General features: G+C 74.1%; 18 protein-coding genes. 6 read left to right on the forward strand and 12 right to left on the reverse strand.

Annotation, left to right across the window (positions count from 1 at the left end; translation table 11 throughout):
* Positions 1-142: 142 nt before the first annotated feature.
* The 10 genes from fliG to GSF02_RS05860 form a co-directional block, all read right to left on the reverse strand.
* Positions 143-1,147: a flagellar motor switch protein FliG gene (gene fliG / locus GSF02_RS05815; protein ID WP_159793915.1), complete on the reverse strand. Its 1,005-nt coding sequence runs from the start codon at positions 1,145-1,147 to the stop codon at positions 143-145.
* Between the two features lie 80 nt (positions 1,148-1,227).
* Entirely contained in the window at positions 1,228-2,829 is a 1,602-nt protein-coding gene (fliF, locus tag GSF02_RS05820) for a flagellar basal-body MS-ring/collar protein FliF (RefSeq protein WP_159793704.1), read from the reverse strand.
* Complete coding sequence (gene fliE / locus GSF02_RS05825; RefSeq protein WP_235915394.1) at positions 2,829-3,131, reverse strand: flagellar hook-basal body complex protein FliE; 303 nt, start codon at positions 3,129-3,131, stop codon at positions 2,829-2,831. Before fliE ends, fliF begins: the two co-directional genes overlap by 1 nt.
* An 11-nt stretch (positions 3,132-3,142) precedes the next feature.
* On the reverse strand, positions 3,143-3,538 hold the full coding sequence (gene flgC, locus GSF02_RS05830) for a flagellar basal body rod protein FlgC (protein WP_159793708.1): 396 nt from the start codon (positions 3,536-3,538) through the stop codon (positions 3,143-3,145).
* Complete coding sequence (locus tag GSF02_RS05835) at positions 3,538-3,879, reverse strand: flagellar basal body rod protein FlgB (RefSeq protein WP_159793917.1); 342 nt, start codon at positions 3,877-3,879, stop codon at positions 3,538-3,540. The genes flgC and GSF02_RS05835 overlap by 1 nt, the downstream gene beginning before the upstream one ends.
* A 164-nt stretch (positions 3,880-4,043) precedes the next feature.
* Entirely contained in the window at positions 4,044-4,388 is a 345-nt protein-coding gene (locus GSF02_RS05840; protein ID WP_159793710.1) for a hypothetical protein, read from the reverse strand.
* Complete coding sequence (fliS, locus tag GSF02_RS05845; protein WP_159793712.1) at positions 4,388-4,810, reverse strand: flagellar export chaperone FliS; 423 nt, start codon at positions 4,808-4,810, stop codon at positions 4,388-4,390. Before fliS ends, GSF02_RS05840 begins: the two co-directional genes overlap by 1 nt.
* A gap of 30 nt (positions 4,811-4,840) precedes the next feature.
* The gene (gene fliD / locus GSF02_RS05850) at positions 4,841-6,211 is read right to left on the reverse strand and encodes a flagellar filament capping protein FliD (RefSeq protein WP_159793714.1); all 1,371 of its coding nucleotides are present in this window, start codon (positions 6,209-6,211) and stop codon (positions 4,841-4,843) included.
* A gap of 110 nt (positions 6,212-6,321) precedes the next feature.
* Entirely contained in the window at positions 6,322-7,149 is an 828-nt protein-coding gene (locus tag GSF02_RS05855) for a flagellin N-terminal helical domain-containing protein (protein ID WP_159793716.1), read from the reverse strand.
* Positions 7,150-7,251: 102 nt separating this feature from the next.
* Positions 7,252-8,070 carry a sigma-70 family RNA polymerase sigma factor gene (locus GSF02_RS05860; RefSeq protein ID WP_235915395.1) on the reverse strand — a complete coding sequence of 273 codons (819 nt, stop codon included), beginning with the start codon at positions 8,068-8,070 and terminating at the stop codon, positions 7,252-7,254.
* A 395-nt stretch (positions 8,071-8,465) separates the two neighbouring features.
* On the opposite strand from GSF02_RS05860, the gene flgN reads away from it, so the two are divergent.
* The 6 genes from flgN to GSF02_RS05890 all read left to right on the forward strand — a co-directional run bounded on the left by flgN (position 8,466) and on the right by GSF02_RS05890 (position 14,309).
* Positions 8,466-8,948, forward strand: coding sequence for a flagellar export chaperone FlgN (gene flgN / locus GSF02_RS05865; RefSeq protein WP_159793718.1), 483 nt, complete (start codon positions 8,466-8,468; stop codon positions 8,946-8,948).
* A gap of 55 nt (positions 8,949-9,003) precedes the next feature.
* Complete coding sequence (gene flgK, locus GSF02_RS05870) at positions 9,004-10,431, forward strand: flagellar hook-associated protein FlgK (RefSeq protein WP_159793720.1); 1,428 nt, start codon at positions 9,004-9,006, stop codon at positions 10,429-10,431.
* A gap of 3 nt (positions 10,432-10,434) precedes the next feature.
* Positions 10,435-11,325, forward strand: coding sequence for a flagellar hook-associated protein FlgL (gene flgL, locus GSF02_RS05875; RefSeq protein ID WP_159793722.1), 891 nt, complete (start codon positions 10,435-10,437; stop codon positions 11,323-11,325).
* Positions 11,322-11,750 carry a flagellar assembly protein FliW gene (locus tag GSF02_RS05880; protein WP_235915396.1) on the forward strand — a complete coding sequence of 143 codons (429 nt, stop codon included), beginning with the start codon at positions 11,322-11,324 and terminating at the stop codon, positions 11,748-11,750. Before flgL ends, GSF02_RS05880 begins: the two co-directional genes overlap by 4 nt.
* Positions 11,751-11,918: 168 nt before the next feature.
* Positions 11,919-12,944: a type IV toxin-antitoxin system AbiEi family antitoxin domain-containing protein gene (locus GSF02_RS05885; RefSeq protein WP_159793724.1), complete on the forward strand. Its 1,026-nt coding sequence runs from the start codon at positions 11,919-11,921 to the stop codon at positions 12,942-12,944.
* Between the two features lie 324 nt (positions 12,945-13,268).
* Positions 13,269-14,309, forward strand: a complete 1,041-nt coding sequence (locus GSF02_RS05890; protein ID WP_159793726.1) for an NAD(P)-dependent alcohol dehydrogenase — start codon at positions 13,269-13,271, stop codon at positions 14,307-14,309.
* A gap of 126 nt (positions 14,310-14,435) precedes the next feature.
* On the opposite strand, the gene GSF02_RS05895 is transcribed toward GSF02_RS05890, so the two are convergent.
* Positions 14,436-15,779 (reverse strand): MFS transporter, encoded by a 1,344-nt coding sequence (locus tag GSF02_RS05895; RefSeq protein ID WP_159793728.1) that lies wholly within the window; start codon positions 15,777-15,779, stop codon positions 14,436-14,438.
* 66 nt (positions 15,780-15,845) lie between these two features.
* Positions 15,846-16,307: a MarR family winged helix-turn-helix transcriptional regulator gene (locus tag GSF02_RS05900; protein ID WP_159793730.1), complete on the reverse strand. Its 462-nt coding sequence runs from the start codon at positions 16,305-16,307 to the stop codon at positions 15,846-15,848.
* Positions 16,308-16,363: the final 56 nt, after the last annotated feature.

A 16,363-nucleotide genomic window follows, 5' to 3' on the forward strand; every position in this document is an offset into this window, starting at 1 on the left:
CGCGGCCCGCGCGGGGCCGCCGTCGTCGTCCTGGTCGACGGTCGGCAGGGCCACGCCCACCGGCGCAGGGGCGCCGTCGCGCGCGCCCGCCGGCGCCGCCAGCGGCGCCGGGACGAAGGCCGCGGCGGGTGCCGCGGCGGGCTCAGGCGACATAGTCGTCCTCGCCGTCGCGGCGGATCACGATCTGCCCGGACTCCTCCAGGCCGCGGATGGTCTGCACCACGCCGGCGCGGGCCTCCTCGACCTGCGACATGCGCACGGGCCCGAGCAGGTCGATCTCGTCGACGAGCGCCTCGCGCGCCCGCTCCGAGAGGTTGCGCAGCACCTTGTCGCGCACCGCCGGGTCGGCGCCCTTGAGCGCCACCGCCAGCCGGGCCTGCTCCACCTGCCGCAGCACCAGCTGCAGCGCGCGGTCCTCGAGCAGCAGGATGTCCTCGAACACGAACATCCGGCTGCGGACCTCCTCGGCGAGCGACTCGTCGCGGGCCTCCAGGCCCTCGAGGATCGCCTTCTCCGTGGTCGGGTCGGAGCGGTTGATGATCTCGACCAGCGGCGCCACGCCGCCCACGGCGGCCAGCTCGCGCGGGGTCAGCACCGTCGAGGCCTTGCGCTGCAGCGTCTCGGCGACCACCGCGACGACGTCCGGCGAGGCGCGCTCCATGAGCGCGATGCGGTGCGCCACGTCGCCCTGGAGCGCCGGCGGCAGGCCGGCCAGGATCGCCGACGCGTGGTCGGGCCGCAGGTGCGCCAGCACCAGCGCGATGCCCTGCGGGTGCTCGCCGGACAGCAGCGAGATCACCTGGCGGGCGTCGGCCTGCTGGAGGAACTCGAACGGCTGGCCGGCCATCGACGACTGCAGCCGCTCCAGCATGGAGGCGGCCTGCTCGGCGCCCACCGACGCCTCGAGCAGCTGCTGGGCGGCGCCCAGGCCGCCGGCCACGCCGGGGCCCATCGCCGAGACGGCGTAGAACTCCTCGACGACGGCGTCGGCCACCGTCTGGTCCACGCGCTCGAGGTGCATGATCTCGGCCGTCAGCTCCTCGACCTCGGCCGGGTCGAGCTCGGCGAGCACGCGGGCGGCGCGCTCGCGGCCCAGCTGGAGCAGCAGCAGCGCGGCCTTGCGGCGGCCCGGCGTCGCCGGGTCCAGCGCGGGGGCGGGTGCCGCCGGGGAGGCGGGCGCCGTCGCGGGGGCGGGCGGCGCGGGCGTCGTCGCGGCGGTCACGAGGGTCATCGACCGGCCCCCGTCCCGGAGCCGCTGCCGGCCATCCAGCCGCGCAGCAGCTCGGCCATCTCCGCCGGGCTCTCGTCGGCGAGCGTGGCGATCTCGGCGCGCTTGCGGTCGGTGCCGGCGTCGACCTGCTGCGGCTCCTGGACGGGGGGCAGCAGCGCGGTCGGCTCGGCCACGGCACCGCCGTCGAGCAGCAGCGGCGGCTCGTCGACGGTCAGCTCGCCGAGGTCGAGGCGCTCGCGCCGGGTGCGGCGCGAGCGGCGCACCATCATGACGATCACGACGATCGCCGCGATCAGCACGGCGGCGGCGATGCCCAGGTCGCGGTAGAGCCGCGCCTGCGCGGCGGCGTCCTCCTCCGCCTGGGCCTGGGCGAGCGCGTCGGCGGCCTCGTCGGCCGCGGACTGGTCGAACGCCAGGCGCTGGACCTCGATGGTGTCGCCGCGCGCGGTGTCGATGCCCGCGGCCGCCGCGAGCGTCTGCTCGAGCGCGGCGAGGTCGATCCCCGCGGCCGGCTCCATGTCGAGCACGACGGCGACCGACTGCCGCTCGACCCGGCCGGGCGCGGCGCTGGTCACCTCGGTGACCTTGTCGACGGCGTTCTGGACGTCCTCGCTGCTGCTCGTGTACGAGCCCTCGCCGTTGCCAGCGGGCACCTGCACGTTGTCCGGGCCGAGCACGCCGGTGGCCGTGCCGCCCGTGCCGGTGTACTCCTCCTCGGTGGTGGACGAGGTCAGCGGCGGGGTGTTCGGCGTGGCGCTGAACTGCTCGGACGTGCGCTGGGTCTCGTCGAAGTTCAGCTGGGCGGTCACGGTCACGGCGGAGTTGCCGGCGCCCACGACCTGGTCGAGCACGCCCTGCAGCGCCTGGCGCACGCGGTCCTCGTACTCGGCGGTGCGCTGGCCGGCGACCTGGCCGGAGGCGTCCGCGCCCGAGGCGGAGAGCACCTTGCCGGACGCGTCGACCACCGACACGTCCGCCGGCTCCATGCCGCTGATGCCGGCGGAGACGAGGTGCACCACCGCCTGCACCTGCTCGGGCGTCAGCGTGGTGCCCGGGCGGGTCTGGACGAACACCGACGCGGTGGGGTCCCGCTGCGCCTCGGCGAACACGGTCTCCTCCGGCAGCGCGAGGCGCACCGAGGCCTGCTCCACGCCGTCCATCGCCTCGATCGTCGTGGCCAGCTCGCCCTCCAGGGCGCGCTGGTAGGTGGTCTGCTGCTGGAACTCCGAGGACGTCACCGGCATGTCGTCGAGCAGCGAGTAGCCGTCGCCGTCGGCGTTCGCCGGCAGGCCGGCCGAGGCCATGGCGATGCGCTCGGCGTACAGCCGGTCGTTGGGCACCAGCACGGTGGCCCCGCCGTCGGCGAGCTCGTACTGCACGCCGTCGGCCTCGAGCTGGTCGACGACGGCGCTGGCGTCGGCGCCCGACAGCCCGCTGAACAGTGGCGCCATGGTGGGCCGCGACAGCCACGCGCTGAGCGCGACGACGCCGAGCACGACCACCGCCACGCCGAGGACGGCGAGCGTGCGCTGGGCGACGCTGAACTGGCCGACGACGTCGCGGACGCGGTCGAGCACCGCCTTGACCTGCGTGGGCATCAGGCCTGCATCCGCATGATCTCGGTGAACGCCTCGACGGCCTTGTTGCGCACGGCGGCGGTGAGCTCGAGCGCGGTCGACGCCTGGGCGGCGGCGATCGTGTAGTCGTGCACGTCGTCGAGCTCACCGGTCACGGCCTGGACGGCGAGGGTCTGCGACGTCGCCTGCAGCTGCTGCAGGCCGTCGACGGCGGAGCCGAGCGCGCCGGCGAAGCCGCCGTCGTCGGCCACGGGCCCGACGGCCGGGGCGGCGACGGGCGCGACGGCGGGCTGGACGGGCAGGGCGGGGCTGACGGCCCCCACGGCGGGAAGCATCACGAGCGTCCGATCTGCAGGGCGGCCTGGTAGGTCTCGCGGGCCCGGTCGACCACCGCGGCGTTCGCCTGGTAGCCGCGCTGGGCCATGATCAGCTGGGTCATCTGCGAGGCCATGTCGATGTCGGGGTAGCGGACGTAGCCCTCGGCGTCGGCCAGCGGGTTGTCCGGCTCGTAGACGAGGCGGCCCTCGGCGTCGCCGAGCTGGATGCCGCCGACCTGCACGCCGTTGCCGTCGCCGGCCTCGGTGGCGACCACGTAGCGAGCCTGGAACGCCGCCTCGTTGGTGCTGGTCACGGTGGAGACGTTGGCGACGTTGTCGCTGACCGCGTCGAGCCACTTGCGGTGGAGGGTCAGGCCCGTCCCGGCGATGCCGATCGCGTCGAAGATGCTCATCAGGCGGTCCGGATCGCCGTGCGGATGCCGCTGAACGTGCCCGAGATCGCCTGGGTCGCGAGCTGGTAGCGCAGGTTGGTGTCGATGTTCGCGAGCGTCTGGCTGTCGAGGTTGACGTTGTTGCCGTCCTCGCGGGTCGGCTCGAGCGACCGCGCCACGGTGGCGCGCACGCTGCCGGACCCGTGGTCCACGGCGCGCGCGAGCTCGTCCTCGAACATCACGCGCTGGGCGTGGTACCCGGGCGTCTGCAGGTTGGCGATGTTGTCGGCGATCACGCGCTGGCGCAGCGCGAGGCCGTCCAAGGCGGACCCGAGCGCGACGAAGCTCACGGAGTCGAACATGCCCACGGCGATGTACCCCTCATCGGCGGTCATGACGCGGCCGATCCATGGCCTGCGGGACGAGCACTCCCTTGCTCGCCCTGCTCATCGGGCCGCGCACGGGGTCGTTGAGGCGTCGAGGAACTTTTCACCCGCTCGGGCCCGTCATGAAACCGGTCCGGGCGTCAGCCCTGGGTGTCGAGGAAGACCGGCGCGTCCGCGGACCGGGTGCGCATCGCCTCCGCGGCCACCCGCTGGCGGCGTGCCTGGGCAGCCGCCTCGGCCAGCCGCTGGGCGACGGCGAGCTGCCGGTCCAGCAGCTCGCGGGCACGCTGCTCGAGCGACGCGGGCAGGGGGCCGATGCCGGCCGGCGGCCGCCACGCCTGGGCCCGGGCGACGGCGGCGACCGGGGGCAGGTGGGCGGCGGCGAGCATCTGCTCGGCCGCGGCGAGGTCGAGGTCCAGCTGGTCGAGCGCGTCGACCCAGGCGGCGTCCCAGGCGTTCGGGGACTCCTGGACGGCGGCGGACATCAGCCGATGCCCAGCAGGCCGCCGGGGGTGGCGGGCGCGACAGGAGCCGCGGGCTCGGCGGCCTGCTCGGCCGCCTCGTGCCACGCCTCCGCCAGCGGCGCGACGAGCTCGCGGCACGCCGCGACCTTGTCGGTGTCGCCGGTGGCGCCGGCCGTCAGGAGCTCCGACATCACGAAGGTGTACAGCTGCATGAGCGCGGGGCCCCCCTCCCAGGCGTCCGGGTCGAGGCTGCTCATCAGCTCGCTCACCACGTCCTGCGCGTGGTCGACATGGCGCCGCCCGCCGTCCCGGTCCCCGGCCCCCAGGGCGGCTGCGGCCCGGTCCAGGTCCAGCAGGAGCCGGTCGTAGAGCAGGGTGACGAGCCGCGCCGGGCTCGCGGTGGCCACGGCGTTCTCCAGGTAGCTGGTGCGCGCGTCGTACACGGCGGGAAGCCCCTTCTGCGATGGACCGGATCAGCTCGAGCTGGACGACGTCGTCAGCGAGGCGAGCTGGCTCGTGAGCCAGCTCGACTGCGCCTGGAGGTTGGACAGCGTCACCTCGAGCGCGGAGTACGTCGCCTGGAGGCCCTCGCGACGCACCTCCAGGCGCCGGTCCCAGTCGGCGATCTGATCGGCGAGGTCGTCCAGCTCGGTCTGCTGGCCCTGGATCTTGCGCGTCAGCGTGCCCTCGTAGGGGTCGCTCGCGGCGTCGGTCAGGTCGGCGACACGCTGAGCCAGGCCCGAGACGATCGACTGAACCTTGGCCGGGTCTGCGGCGAGCGCCTCGGCGAACTTCTCGCCGTCGAACGTGAAGGCGCCGTAGCGGTCGATGTTGATCCCGGCCGCGGACGGCGACACCCCGTCGACCGGGTTGGACGCCGCGGACAGCAGCCGCTCCTGCAGGCTGCGCACGGCGGAGTCGCCGGAGAACAGGCCGCCCGTCACGACGGCGTTGCCGGCGCTGTCCGTGGTGGTCCGTGTGGCCGTGCGCGCGGTGATCTCCGACAGCACGACACCCAGCGCGTCGACCAGGTCCGAGGCGAGCTTGCTCAGCGCCTCGTCGTCGCGGGCCACCCCCACCGTGACGCTCTGGCCGACGGCGGCGGCGCTGACCGTCACGTCGATGCCGAGCACGAGCCCCTCGAAGGTGTTCGACGACTGCTCGATCCGGTCGCCGGAGCCCAGGACGAGCACAGCGTCCTGCGCCGGCCGGACGTCCTGCAGGCCGCCCGACAGGCCGCTCACCGTGAAGTCGCCGTCGGTGCCGGTCGCGGTGCCGGTGAGCTGCAGCCGGTACAGCGCGGTGCCGTCGTCGTCCGTGCCCGAGCGCACGATGCTCGCACGCACCCCGGCGTCGGCGTTCGCATTGATGGCGGCGGCGACGTCCTGCAAGTTGCCCGACGCCGGCTTGATGGTGACCGACGTGGCGTCGGCACCGCTGCCGCGGGTGATGGTGATGCTGGGCGGGTCCCCCGCGGCGACCACGTCGGTGAGGGCGGCGGGGACGGCAGTGGTCACGACCTTGGCGGTAGCGACCTGCTCGACCGTGAACGTCAGCTCTCCGGCGCTCGCTGCCGTCGCGCCCGAGACGGTCGCGGTCACGGAGTCGACCGAGCTGGTGGCCTTGGCCGCCTGCCAGGAGTCGGCCTTCGCTGCCTTCGCCGCCGTCTCCGCGAGCGAGGCGACCTTGGTGTTGAGCGCCTGCAGCGCGGCGACCAGGTTGGTGGCCTGCGTCTGCTTGTTCTTGAGCAGCGTCTGGGGCGCGGCCTCCACCTGCATGAGGCTGTTGATCAGCGAGGTGGTGTCCAGGCCGCTGATCAGCCCGTCGATTCCCAGCGTGGCCATGGCCCGCCTCCTTCGCGATCGGTCGGGGACGCCGCGGCGGCGAGCGGCGGGCACCGACCCGCCGCCGCGGCGACGTGGTGACGGCCGGCAGGCGGCCGTCACCAGGGAGATCACTGCAGCAGCTGCAGCACGCTCTGCGGGATCGACTTGGCCTGCGCGAGCATCGCCGTGCCGGCCTGCGACAGGATCTGCGCGCGCGTGAACTCGACCATCTCGGACGCCATGTCCGTGTCGCGGATGCGCGACTCGGAGGCGGACAGGTTCTCGATCGCCACGTTGACGTTCTTCACCGTGTGCTCGAACCGGTTCTGGATGGCACCGAGCTCGGCGCGCTGGGTCGACACGGCCGTGATCTGAGCCTGCACGTCGTTCGACGAGCTCACGACGGCGGTGGCGTCGTCGGGGTCGGCGGTGAGGGTCAGGGCCTGGATGGCGGTCGAGAAGTCCTTGAGGGCGGTGTCCCCCGCGATCGTGATCGTGTCGGCCTTGTCGTACCCGACCTGGAACACGAGGTCCGCGTCACCGAACAGGGCGGTGTCGTTGAACTTCGTGTTGTTCTGGATCCGCTGGATCTCATCCTTCAGCTGATCGAACTCGGACTCGATCGCCTTCTTGGAGTCGGCGTTCTGCGCACCGCTGGCGTGCTGCACGGCGAGGTCGTTCATGCGCTGCAGCATCGAGTGCACCTCGGTGAGGGCACCCTCAGCGGTCTGGACGACGGAGATGCCGTCCTGGGCGTTGCGCGCTGCCATCTTCAGGCCGCCGACCTGCGAGCGCAGGCCCTCGGAGATGGCCAGGCCGGCCGCGTCGTCCGCGGCGCGGTTGATGCGCAGGCCGCTGGAGAGCTTCTCGAGCGACTTGCTCAGGTCGTTCTGCGTGTTGGACAGGTTGCGGTAGGCGTTGACCGCGGCGATGTTCTGGTTGACCGACAGTGCCATCGTTCACTTCTTCCGTGAGTAGTGGTGCAGGCCCGTCCGTGGGCTCGCACCTCTCATCGCCCGGACCGCGCGGTACGTGAGGAGTTCGCCGAAACTTCCGCGTCAGGCGGGCGTGCGCACCGACCCGACGCCCATCGCGCGCTCGGCCACGGCCGCGAAGTACCGCTGCCGGCGCCGCTCCGCGACCCCGTCGGGTCGGGCGGGCTCGGGCACCAGCTCCGGGTCGAGTCCCGTGTTGATGCCGTCGCGCAGCAGGGCCAGCGCCTCCGTGCGCAGCTGGCTGATGCGCGACGGCGTCACGCCGAGCTCCTCGGCCAGCTCGGCCGGCGAGCGGTCGTCGAAGAACACGCCCTCGACCACGACGCGCAGCCGCTCCGGCAGCTCGTCGACGGCGGCGCGCATCCACACCAGCCGCTCGCGGGTGAGCGCCACCTCCTCGGGCGTGGGCGCGGCGTCGGGCAGCACCTCGGCTACCGGGCTGCCGGGCACGTCGAGGCTGAGCACCCGGCGCTCGAGGTCGGCGCGCGCCTGGTCGACGGTCGCCGCGTCGGCGCCCATCGCCGCGGCGACCTCGTCGCGCGTCGGCGTGCGGCCCAGCGCCACGGTCAGCCGGTCCACGGTCGAGCCCATCTCCCGGGCCCGGGCCCGGGCGCCGCGGGACGCCCAGTCCATCGACCGCAGCTCGTCGAGGATGGCGCCGCGCACGCGCAGCGCCGCGTAGCGGGCGAACGGCACCCCGGTGCTCGCGTCGTAGGACCGGGCGGCCAGCACGAGCGCGAGGAAGCCGGCCGAGGACAGGTCGTCGCGGGTCACCGACGTCGGGACGCGCGGCAGCACCTCCGACACCTGGTAGCCGACCACCGCGAGGTGGGCCAGCACGAGCTCGCTCGCGGCGGCGTCCAGCGTCGCCGGTGCGCTCACCGCGCACCCCCGGCCCACGCCCGCGTCACGCCTCCGCCTGTGCCGCGCCCCCCGGAGCCCCGGATTCCACCCATCGGTCCACACACCCTTTCGTCCGTCTCCCGCAGGAGATCGACTGGCACCCCACATGCCGTCGGCACCCCACATGCCGAGCAGAAGACTGCGTGACGATGCGGGCTGCTGGATACCAAAACGGGGACGCGCCGCGGGTGAAATTCACGGGTTGCACACAAGTTTTCCGGATCGTTACCTGCGAGGATGTCTGTGGTCACGCACGCGCGGGGGATCCGCGCCCCGGAACTGGTCATCACCGGGGCCCTGCCTGCCGATGAGAGAGGTACGGCGCGCCCCGGCCCCGGGGCGCCGCCCGGTACACGAAGGGTCATCGCACGAACGTGGAACTGAGCCGACTGTCCGACGTCCTGTGGGCGCAGAGGCACCTGCTCGAGCTGCTGCTGTTCAAGCTCGAGCAGGAGCAGCTCGTGCTCACCTCGGGGCGCACGCGATGGCTCGCCCAGGCGTCCCGCGAGGTGGCGAACGTCATCGACGCCGTGCGCGACACCGAGGTGGGTCGGGCCGCCGAGGCCGAGGCCGCCGCACGCTCGCTCGACCTGCCCGACGGCAGCTCGCTGGCGCAGATCGCCGACGCCGCGCCGGCCCCGTGGGACGAGCTGCTGCGCGCGCACCGCGCCGCGCTCGCCGGCCTGGCCGCCGAGATCCGCGAGGTCACCGAGAACAACCGCGAGCTGCTGGCGACGTCGTACCAGGCCACGCGCGAGACGCTCGCGACGCTGGAGAGCGACGCCGCGACCTACTCCCCCGACGGGCGCACCACGCCCGGGGACCGCAGCGGCCAGATCATCGACCGGTCGCTGTGACGGCCCCGAGCACGATCCCCGCACCGACCCCCACGCACCGACCGAGGAGCACCTCATGAGCACCTTCTCCGGGCTGAGCACGGCGCTGAGCTCGCTGATCGCCCAGCGGCAGGCGCTCGAGGTCGCCGGGCAGAACGTGGCGAACGCGAAGACCGCGGGCTACACGCGCCAGCGCGCCGAGCTCGGGGCCGTGGCCGGCGCCGGCATGCCGGCCGTCTTCTCCACCTCGGACGTGTCCACCGGCGGCGTGCGGGTCGACAACGTCGCACGCCTGGGCGACGTCTTCCTCGACGCCCGCCTGCGCACCACCACGGCGTCGGCGTCCTCGCTCGGGGTCATCGCCGACGCCGCGGCCGAGCTCGAGAAGACCCTCGGCGAGCCCAGCGACACCGGGCTGTCGGCACAGCTGGACACCCTGTGGTCGGCGTGGAACGACCTCGCCGCGACGCCGGACAAGGAGGCCGCGCGCGCCGTCGTGCTCGAGGCCACCACCGCCGTCGTCGACCGCCTCGCCACCCTGCGCACCGAGACGGCCACGCAGTGGGGCGCGAGCCGCGACAAGCTCACCGCCCTCGTGGACCAGGTGAACGCGTCGGCGGCCTCCGTCGCCGACCTCAACGAGCAGATCCGCGCGATCACCGCCTCGGGCGGCACCGCCAACGAGCTCATGGACGCCCGCGACGCCCTGGCCGTCCAGCTCTCCGGGCTGGCCGGCGCCACGGTGCAGACCCGCGCGGACGGCCAGGTGGACGTGCTCGTCGGCGGCACCCCCCTCGTGAGCGGCGCCACGGCGCGCTCGCTCACCGTCGCGGGGTCGACGCAGCTCGACGAGGCCACCGCCCCCGGCGGCGCGCAGGCCGTGCACGTCGAGTGGGCGCACCGCCCCGGCGTCCCCGCCGGTGTGGACGGCGGCCAGGTCGCGGGCCTGCTCACGGTCCTCGCCCCGGCGGAGTCCGGCGGCCTGTACGCCGACGTCGCGGCGTCCTACGACGAGTTCGCCACGGACCTGGCCACCCGGGTCAACGCGATCCACACCACCGGGCGCACGCCCGACGGCGCCGCGGGCGGTCCGCTGTTCACGTTCGAGGCGGGCATGTCGGCCGCGCTCGGTCTGCGCGTCGCCGTCACGGATCCCGCCGGGCTCGCCACGGCGGGAAGCGGCGAGGGAGCCCTCGGCGGCTCGGTCGCCGCCGAGATCGCCGCGCTCGCCGACGCCGCCGACGGCCCGAGCTCCGCGTGGACCGCGATCGTCGTCGACCTGGGCGTGCGCACCGCCAGCGCCGGCGCCCGGGCCGACGTCGCCGAGGCCGTGCGGGCGTCGGCCGACGCCCGCCGCACCGCGCAGATCAGCGTCGACACCGACGAGGAGACCATCAACATGCTCGCCTTCCAGCGGGCCTACGAGGGCGCGGCCCGCGTGTTGACCGCTGTCGACGAGATGCTCGACACGCTCATCAACCGTACCGGCGTGGTCGGGAGGTAACCCATGATCGGACGCATCACCCACCAGTCGATCCAGCAGCAGTCGCTGGCGAACCTGCAGCGCAACCTGTCGGCGATGAGCGCGCTGCAGAGCCAGCTGTCGTCCGGCAAGCGCGTCACCGTCCCGTCCGACGACCCGGCCGTGGCCAACGACATGCTCCGCCTGCGCGGCGAGCAGGCCGCGCTGAACCGCCAGCAGCGCAGCATCGCCGACGCCGACGCGTGGCTGTCCACCGTGGACAACGCCCTGGCCGCCACGCTGTCCGGCCTCCGTGACGCCCGCGACACCCTGGTGCAGGCCGGCAACGGCGCGATGAGCCAGGACGCGCGCAACGCGCTCGCCGCCCAGCTCGAGGGCGTGCGCGAGGCGCTGCTCGACCAGGCCAACACGGCGTACATCGGACGCCAGGTCTTCGCCGGCACCTCCGCCGAGCCCGCGTTCGACCGCACCACGTACGCCTTCAGCGGCACCGTGGCCGGCACCACGCCTCCGGTCGAGCGGCAGATCAGCGCCGACGGCAGCGTCCGCGTCGACTCCGACGGTGCAGCCGTCTTCGGCGTCGGCGACGACTCCGTGTTCGCGCTGCTGGACCGCGCGGCGGCGTCGCTGCGGGCCGGCGAGGACGTGGCAGATCACCTCGGAGAGCTCGACGCCCGCATGACGGCGGTGACCACCGAGGTGTCCTCGGTCGGCGCCCGGCATGCCCGGGTGCTCGAGGCGAAGGACGCGGTCGCCGACGACCAGGTCGCGCTCAAGGCACGGCTGTCTGCCGTCGAGGACGTCGACCTGGCCGAGGCGATCCTCGACCTGCAGATGCAGGAGGTCGCCTACCAGGGAGCGCTCAGCGCCACGGCGCGGGTGCTCCAGCCGACCCTGCTGGACTTCCTGCGATGAGCGGCGTGGCGATGGACGCGACGCCGGACGTGGCGGCGGAGGGCCCGGCCCTGCCGGCGCGGGTGGCGGTCGTCGAGCCGCTGCCCGGCCTGGGCGGTCGCACCGCGTACACGCTCGAGCCGCTGGCCGACGCCGTCGGCGTGCTGGTGCTGCGCAGCGACGACGCCGCGGTGCGGCTGTTCCTCGCCGACCCGGCCGCGTTCTTCCCGGAGTACTCCCCCGCGCTGCCGGACGGCCTGCCCGCGCGCCTCGGCGCCGCGTCGGCCGACGAGCTGCTCGTGCTCGTGGTGGTGCACCCCGCCGACGACGGCCGCGGCGTGCCGACCGCGAACCTGCTGGCGCCGCTCGTGGTGGCCCCGGCGACGGGCCGGGCGGTGCAGGTGGTGCTCGAGGCGGACCTGCCGCTGCGCGCCCCCCTGGCCTGACGCCCGCCCAACTGCCGTTCCGGGTCCCTGGCGGGCCGAGACAGAGCCCTCTGTCTCGGACCGCCAGGGACCCGGACTCGTCCTCGGCGCGCCCGGCGGAGGGTGCGGGCTCGGCGGTGCTGTGGATATCCCGCACGGGCGGGGGCTGCGGTGGTGTTGCCTCGGGGCATGCAGTCGCCCCGGCCGCTGCCGCCCGCCGTCCTGGAGCTCGCCCGCCGCCAGGCGGGCCTCGTCACGGCGTCGCAGCTCGCCACCGCCGGCCTCGACCGCCGCCGCGTGCACGAGAAGGTCGCGCAGCGGCTGCTGGTGCGCGTCTGCCGCGGGGTGTACGACGTCGAGCCGACACCGCCGTCGCTGCGCACCGTGGCGTGGGCGCGACAGCGCGGCTGGCCCTGCCCCACCGACGTCCTCGCGGCGGGACGGCGTCGTGCCGCCGTCCTGGCGCTGCTGGCGCACGGCCCGCTCGCGGTGGCGTCCGGCCTGGCGGCGCTCACCCTGCACGGCGTCGAGGGCATCCCGCTCGCCTACCGCGCCGAGGTCGTGATCCGGACGTCGGCGCCGCGGGCGCCCGGCCGTGCGGGACGCGTCCGGCGCTTCCGCGGCACGGGGTGGACGACGACGCCGGACGGGTGGGCAGTGGCGCCGCTGCCCGAGGCGCTGGCGCAGGCGGTGCTCGCGCTCAGCCGCCACCCGCGCGGGCGCGACCACGCCGTCGCGATCATGGACGACGTGCTGCACCGCGGCCTGCTCACGCCGTCCGGGCTGCGGAAGGCGCGACGTCTCACGTGGCACCGCCCGGGCGCGCAGGCCGCGCAGCCCTGGTGGGACCTCGTGGACGCGCGGGCCGAGTCCCCGGCCGAGACGTGGGCGCGGCTGTCCTGCGCGGACGCCGGGGTCGCGCCCGACGTGCTGCAGCTCGACCGGCTCGACAGCTCGGGTCGGTTCATCGGCCGCGTCGACATGGCGTGGCAGCTGGAGGACGGCACGTGGCTGCTCGTGGAGATCGACGGGCAGGACGTTCACGGCCGGCCGGGTGCGCTCGTGCACGACGCCGAGCGGCAGAACCGCCTCCTGACCGCCGGCGACGTGCTGCTCCGGTTCAGCGGCTCGGCGGCCTGGCGCGGCGAGGTGGCGGCCGGTGTCGCTCAGGTGCTGCGCCGCCGTGGCCGGCGCCCACCGGCCACCCGCCGCTGACCGCGCCGCCCGACGCACCACCGTCACGAGGCCCGCTCGCCGTTGCGGGTCCCTGGCGGTCCGAGACAGAGGGGTCTGTCTCGGACCGCCAGGGACCCGGAACGGTGGGGAGGGTGGCGGGGGCGGTCACTCCGGGGGAGCGGGGTGCCGGTGACCTCGTGCAGCCGGGTCAGCAGCGCGGGTGGGGGGCCCTGGTCGAACCTCCCACCCCGCCGCGCGACCACCTAGAGTCGCGCTGGCGCCTCGCCCCGGGCTCGCCCGTGTCGACCCTGGGCGCCCCCCGTGCGGCGGGCGCCGCACCGCACCACTACCCCGGGAGAACCTGTGCTCAAGGTCAACGCCTATGCCGCGCCGTCGGCGACCGAGCCGCTCGAGCCCATCACCATCGAGCGCCGCGACGTCGGCCCCACGGACGTGCTCATCGCCATCCGCTACGCGGGCGTCTGCCACTCCGACATCCACACCGTCCGCGGCGAGTGGGGGCCCATCACCTATCCGCAGGTGGTCGGGCACGAGATCGTCGGCGAGGTCGTCGAGGTCGGCGCCGAGGTCACCAAGCACGCGGTCGGCGACCGCGTCGGCGTCGGCTGCATGGTCGACTCGTGCCGCGAGTGCGAGAACTGCAAGGCCGGCATGGAGAACTACTGCCTCAAGGGCAACACGCAGACCTACGCGTCCGTCGACCGCGACGGCACCATCACCCAGGGCGGCTACTCGACCCACGTGGTGGTCGACGAGGACTTCGTGCTGCGCGTGCCGGAGTCGATCCCCTACGAGGCCGCCGCTCCGCTGCTGTGCGCCGGCATCACCACCTACTCCCCGCTCGCCCGGTGGAACGCCGGCCCGGGCAAGCAGGTCGCGGTGGTCGGCATGGGCGGCCTCGGCCACATGGCCGTCAAGATCGCCGCGACGATGGGCGCCGAGGTCACCGTGCTGTCGCGCACGCTCGCCAAGCGGGAGGACGCGCTGGCCTTCGGCGCCACGGCGCACCTCTCGACCGCCGACGACGCGACGTTCGAGGCGCTGGCCGACCGGTTCGACCTCATCGTCAACACCGTCAGCGCCCCGCTCGAGCTGGACCGCTACCTGTCGCTCCTGCGCCTGGACGGCACGATGGTCAACGTCGGCGCCCCGCCGCAGCCCCTGCCGCTGCACGTGTTCACGCTGTTCAACAACCGTCGGTCGTTCGCCGGCTCGAGCATCGGCTCGATCGCCGAGACGCAGGAGATGCTCGACTTCTGCGCCGAGCACGGCATCGCCCCGGAGGTCGAGCTGATCTCCGCCGACAAGATCAACGACGCCTACGAGCGCGTGCTCTCCAGCGACGTGCGCTACCGCTTCGTCATCGACACCGCGACGCTCTGAGTCGCGGCCTCACCCACCCTCCAGACGAATCCGGGTCCCTGGCGGTCCGAGACAGACCCCTCTGTCTCGGACCGCCAGGGACCCGGAACTGCATGCGCGGGGCAGCGGCCGGCCGGCGACGGCGCGTCAGGCGACCGTCGTGAGCTTCTGCGCGTCGTCCCGCGCCAGCTCGGCGCGGACCTCCTCGCGGGCGGCGGCCACCGGCGTCTGCCGGTCGAGGTAGACGACCTCCAGGTGCGGGCGCTGGCGCACCCGGTAGCGCACCTGCAGGTGCCAGCGGCGGATCGCCCACACCGACGCCGCGGCGCACACCAGGAACGTGGCGATCGAGCCGATGAGGATCGACCACCGCGGGCCGAACGCCTCGCCGACCCACCCGACGATCGGCGAGCCGATCGGCGTCGCGCCCTGGAACACCATCATGTAGAGCGCCATGACCCGCCCGCGCATCACCGGGTCGGTGGACATCTGCAGCGTCGTGTTGGCCGCGGTCATCATGGTCAGCGACGCGAGGCCCACCGGGATGCACAGCAGCATGTACGAGTAGTAGCTGGGCATCAGCGCGTTGGCGGCCGTGGCGAGCGCGAACGCGAAGCCGGCGCCGAGCACCAGGCGCACGCGCGGCCGGTCGCGCCGGGCCGCCAGCAGCGCGCCGGTCAGCGAGCCGATCGCCAGCACGGAGCCGAGGACGCCGTACTCCCCCGCGCCCTTGCCGAACTCGACGCGCGCCATCATCGCGCTGGTGAGCTGGAAGTTGAGGCCGAACGTCGAGACGACGGCCATGACCACCATGATCACGACGATGTCGGAGCGCCCGCGCACGTAGCGCACGGCCTCGCGGATCTGCCCCTTGGCCCGCGGGGCGGACGGCAGCACCCGCAGCTCGCGCACGCGCATGCACGACAGCGCGGCGATCGTGGCGGCGAAGGTCACGCCGTTGATGACGAACACCCAGCCGGCGCCCACGGCGGCGATGAGCAGGCCGGCCACGCCCGGCCCGATCAGCCGCGCCGCGTTGAACGACGCCGAGTTGAGCCCGACGGCGTTGGAGAGGCGGTCGGCGGGGACCATCTCCGCCACGAACGTCTGACGCACGGGGCCGTCCAGCGCGGACACCACGCCCAGGGCCAGGGCGAGCCCGTAGACGTGCCACAGCTCCACGGCCCCCGACAGGGTCAGGGCGCCGAGGACGAGCGCCAGCACGCCCATGCCGCCCTGCGTGGCCATGAGCAGCCTGCGGCGCGGCAGGCGGTCGGCGAGCACGCCGGCCCACGGCGACAGCAGCAGGAACGGCAGGAACTGCAGCGCGGTCACGAACCCGACGGCGGTGCCGGAGTTGTGCGTCAGATCGGTCAGGACGATCCAGTCCTGGCCGATGCGCTGCATCCACGTGCCGATGTTGGCGACGAGGGCGGCGGCGAACCAGATGCGGTAGTTGACGTATCGGAGTGAGGAGAAGGTTGCGCTCATCGAGTGACGGTCAGCTCGTTCCTTGGGGGTGTCGGTGGACAGGGACGTGGGCAGCGGCCGGGCGCGCTACCGGCTCGAGGCGATCTGCGACAGCAGGTCGGACGCGCGCGCCAGGACCTCGCGCTCCTCGGCGGTCAGGGCGGCCAGCTGCTGGGCGAGCCAGGCGTCGCGGCGGCGCCGGGTCTCGACGACCTCGCGGCGGCCGTCGTCGGTCAGGCGGACGACGACCTGCCGGCGGTCGGTGGGGTGCTCGGCCTTCACGACGAGCCCGAGCTCGGCGAGCCCGTTGACGGTGCGGGTCATCGACGGCGGCTTGATGTGCTCGTGCGCCGCGAGGGCGCCGGGCGACATGTCGCCGTTGCGGAACAGCGCCGTCAGGACGCCGAACTGGCCGACCGACAGGTCGGCCTCCCCGCGCTGGGCGCGCAGCCGGCGGGTGACGCGCGACAGCGAGACGCGCAGCTCGCTGCCGAGGGCCGCCGGGCTCGTCCGCGCCCGCGACACGGGGCGGGTGGCAGAGGCAAGCATGTTCTTAGCCTAGGTCATTAGCACAGGTAATGACAGGGGGTAACGGGTCACACCCG

The organism is Puerhibacterium puerhi (assembly GCF_009846865.1).
GTDB classification, from domain to species: domain Bacteria; phylum Actinomycetota; class Actinomycetes; order Actinomycetales; family Cellulomonadaceae; genus Puerhibacterium; species Puerhibacterium puerhi.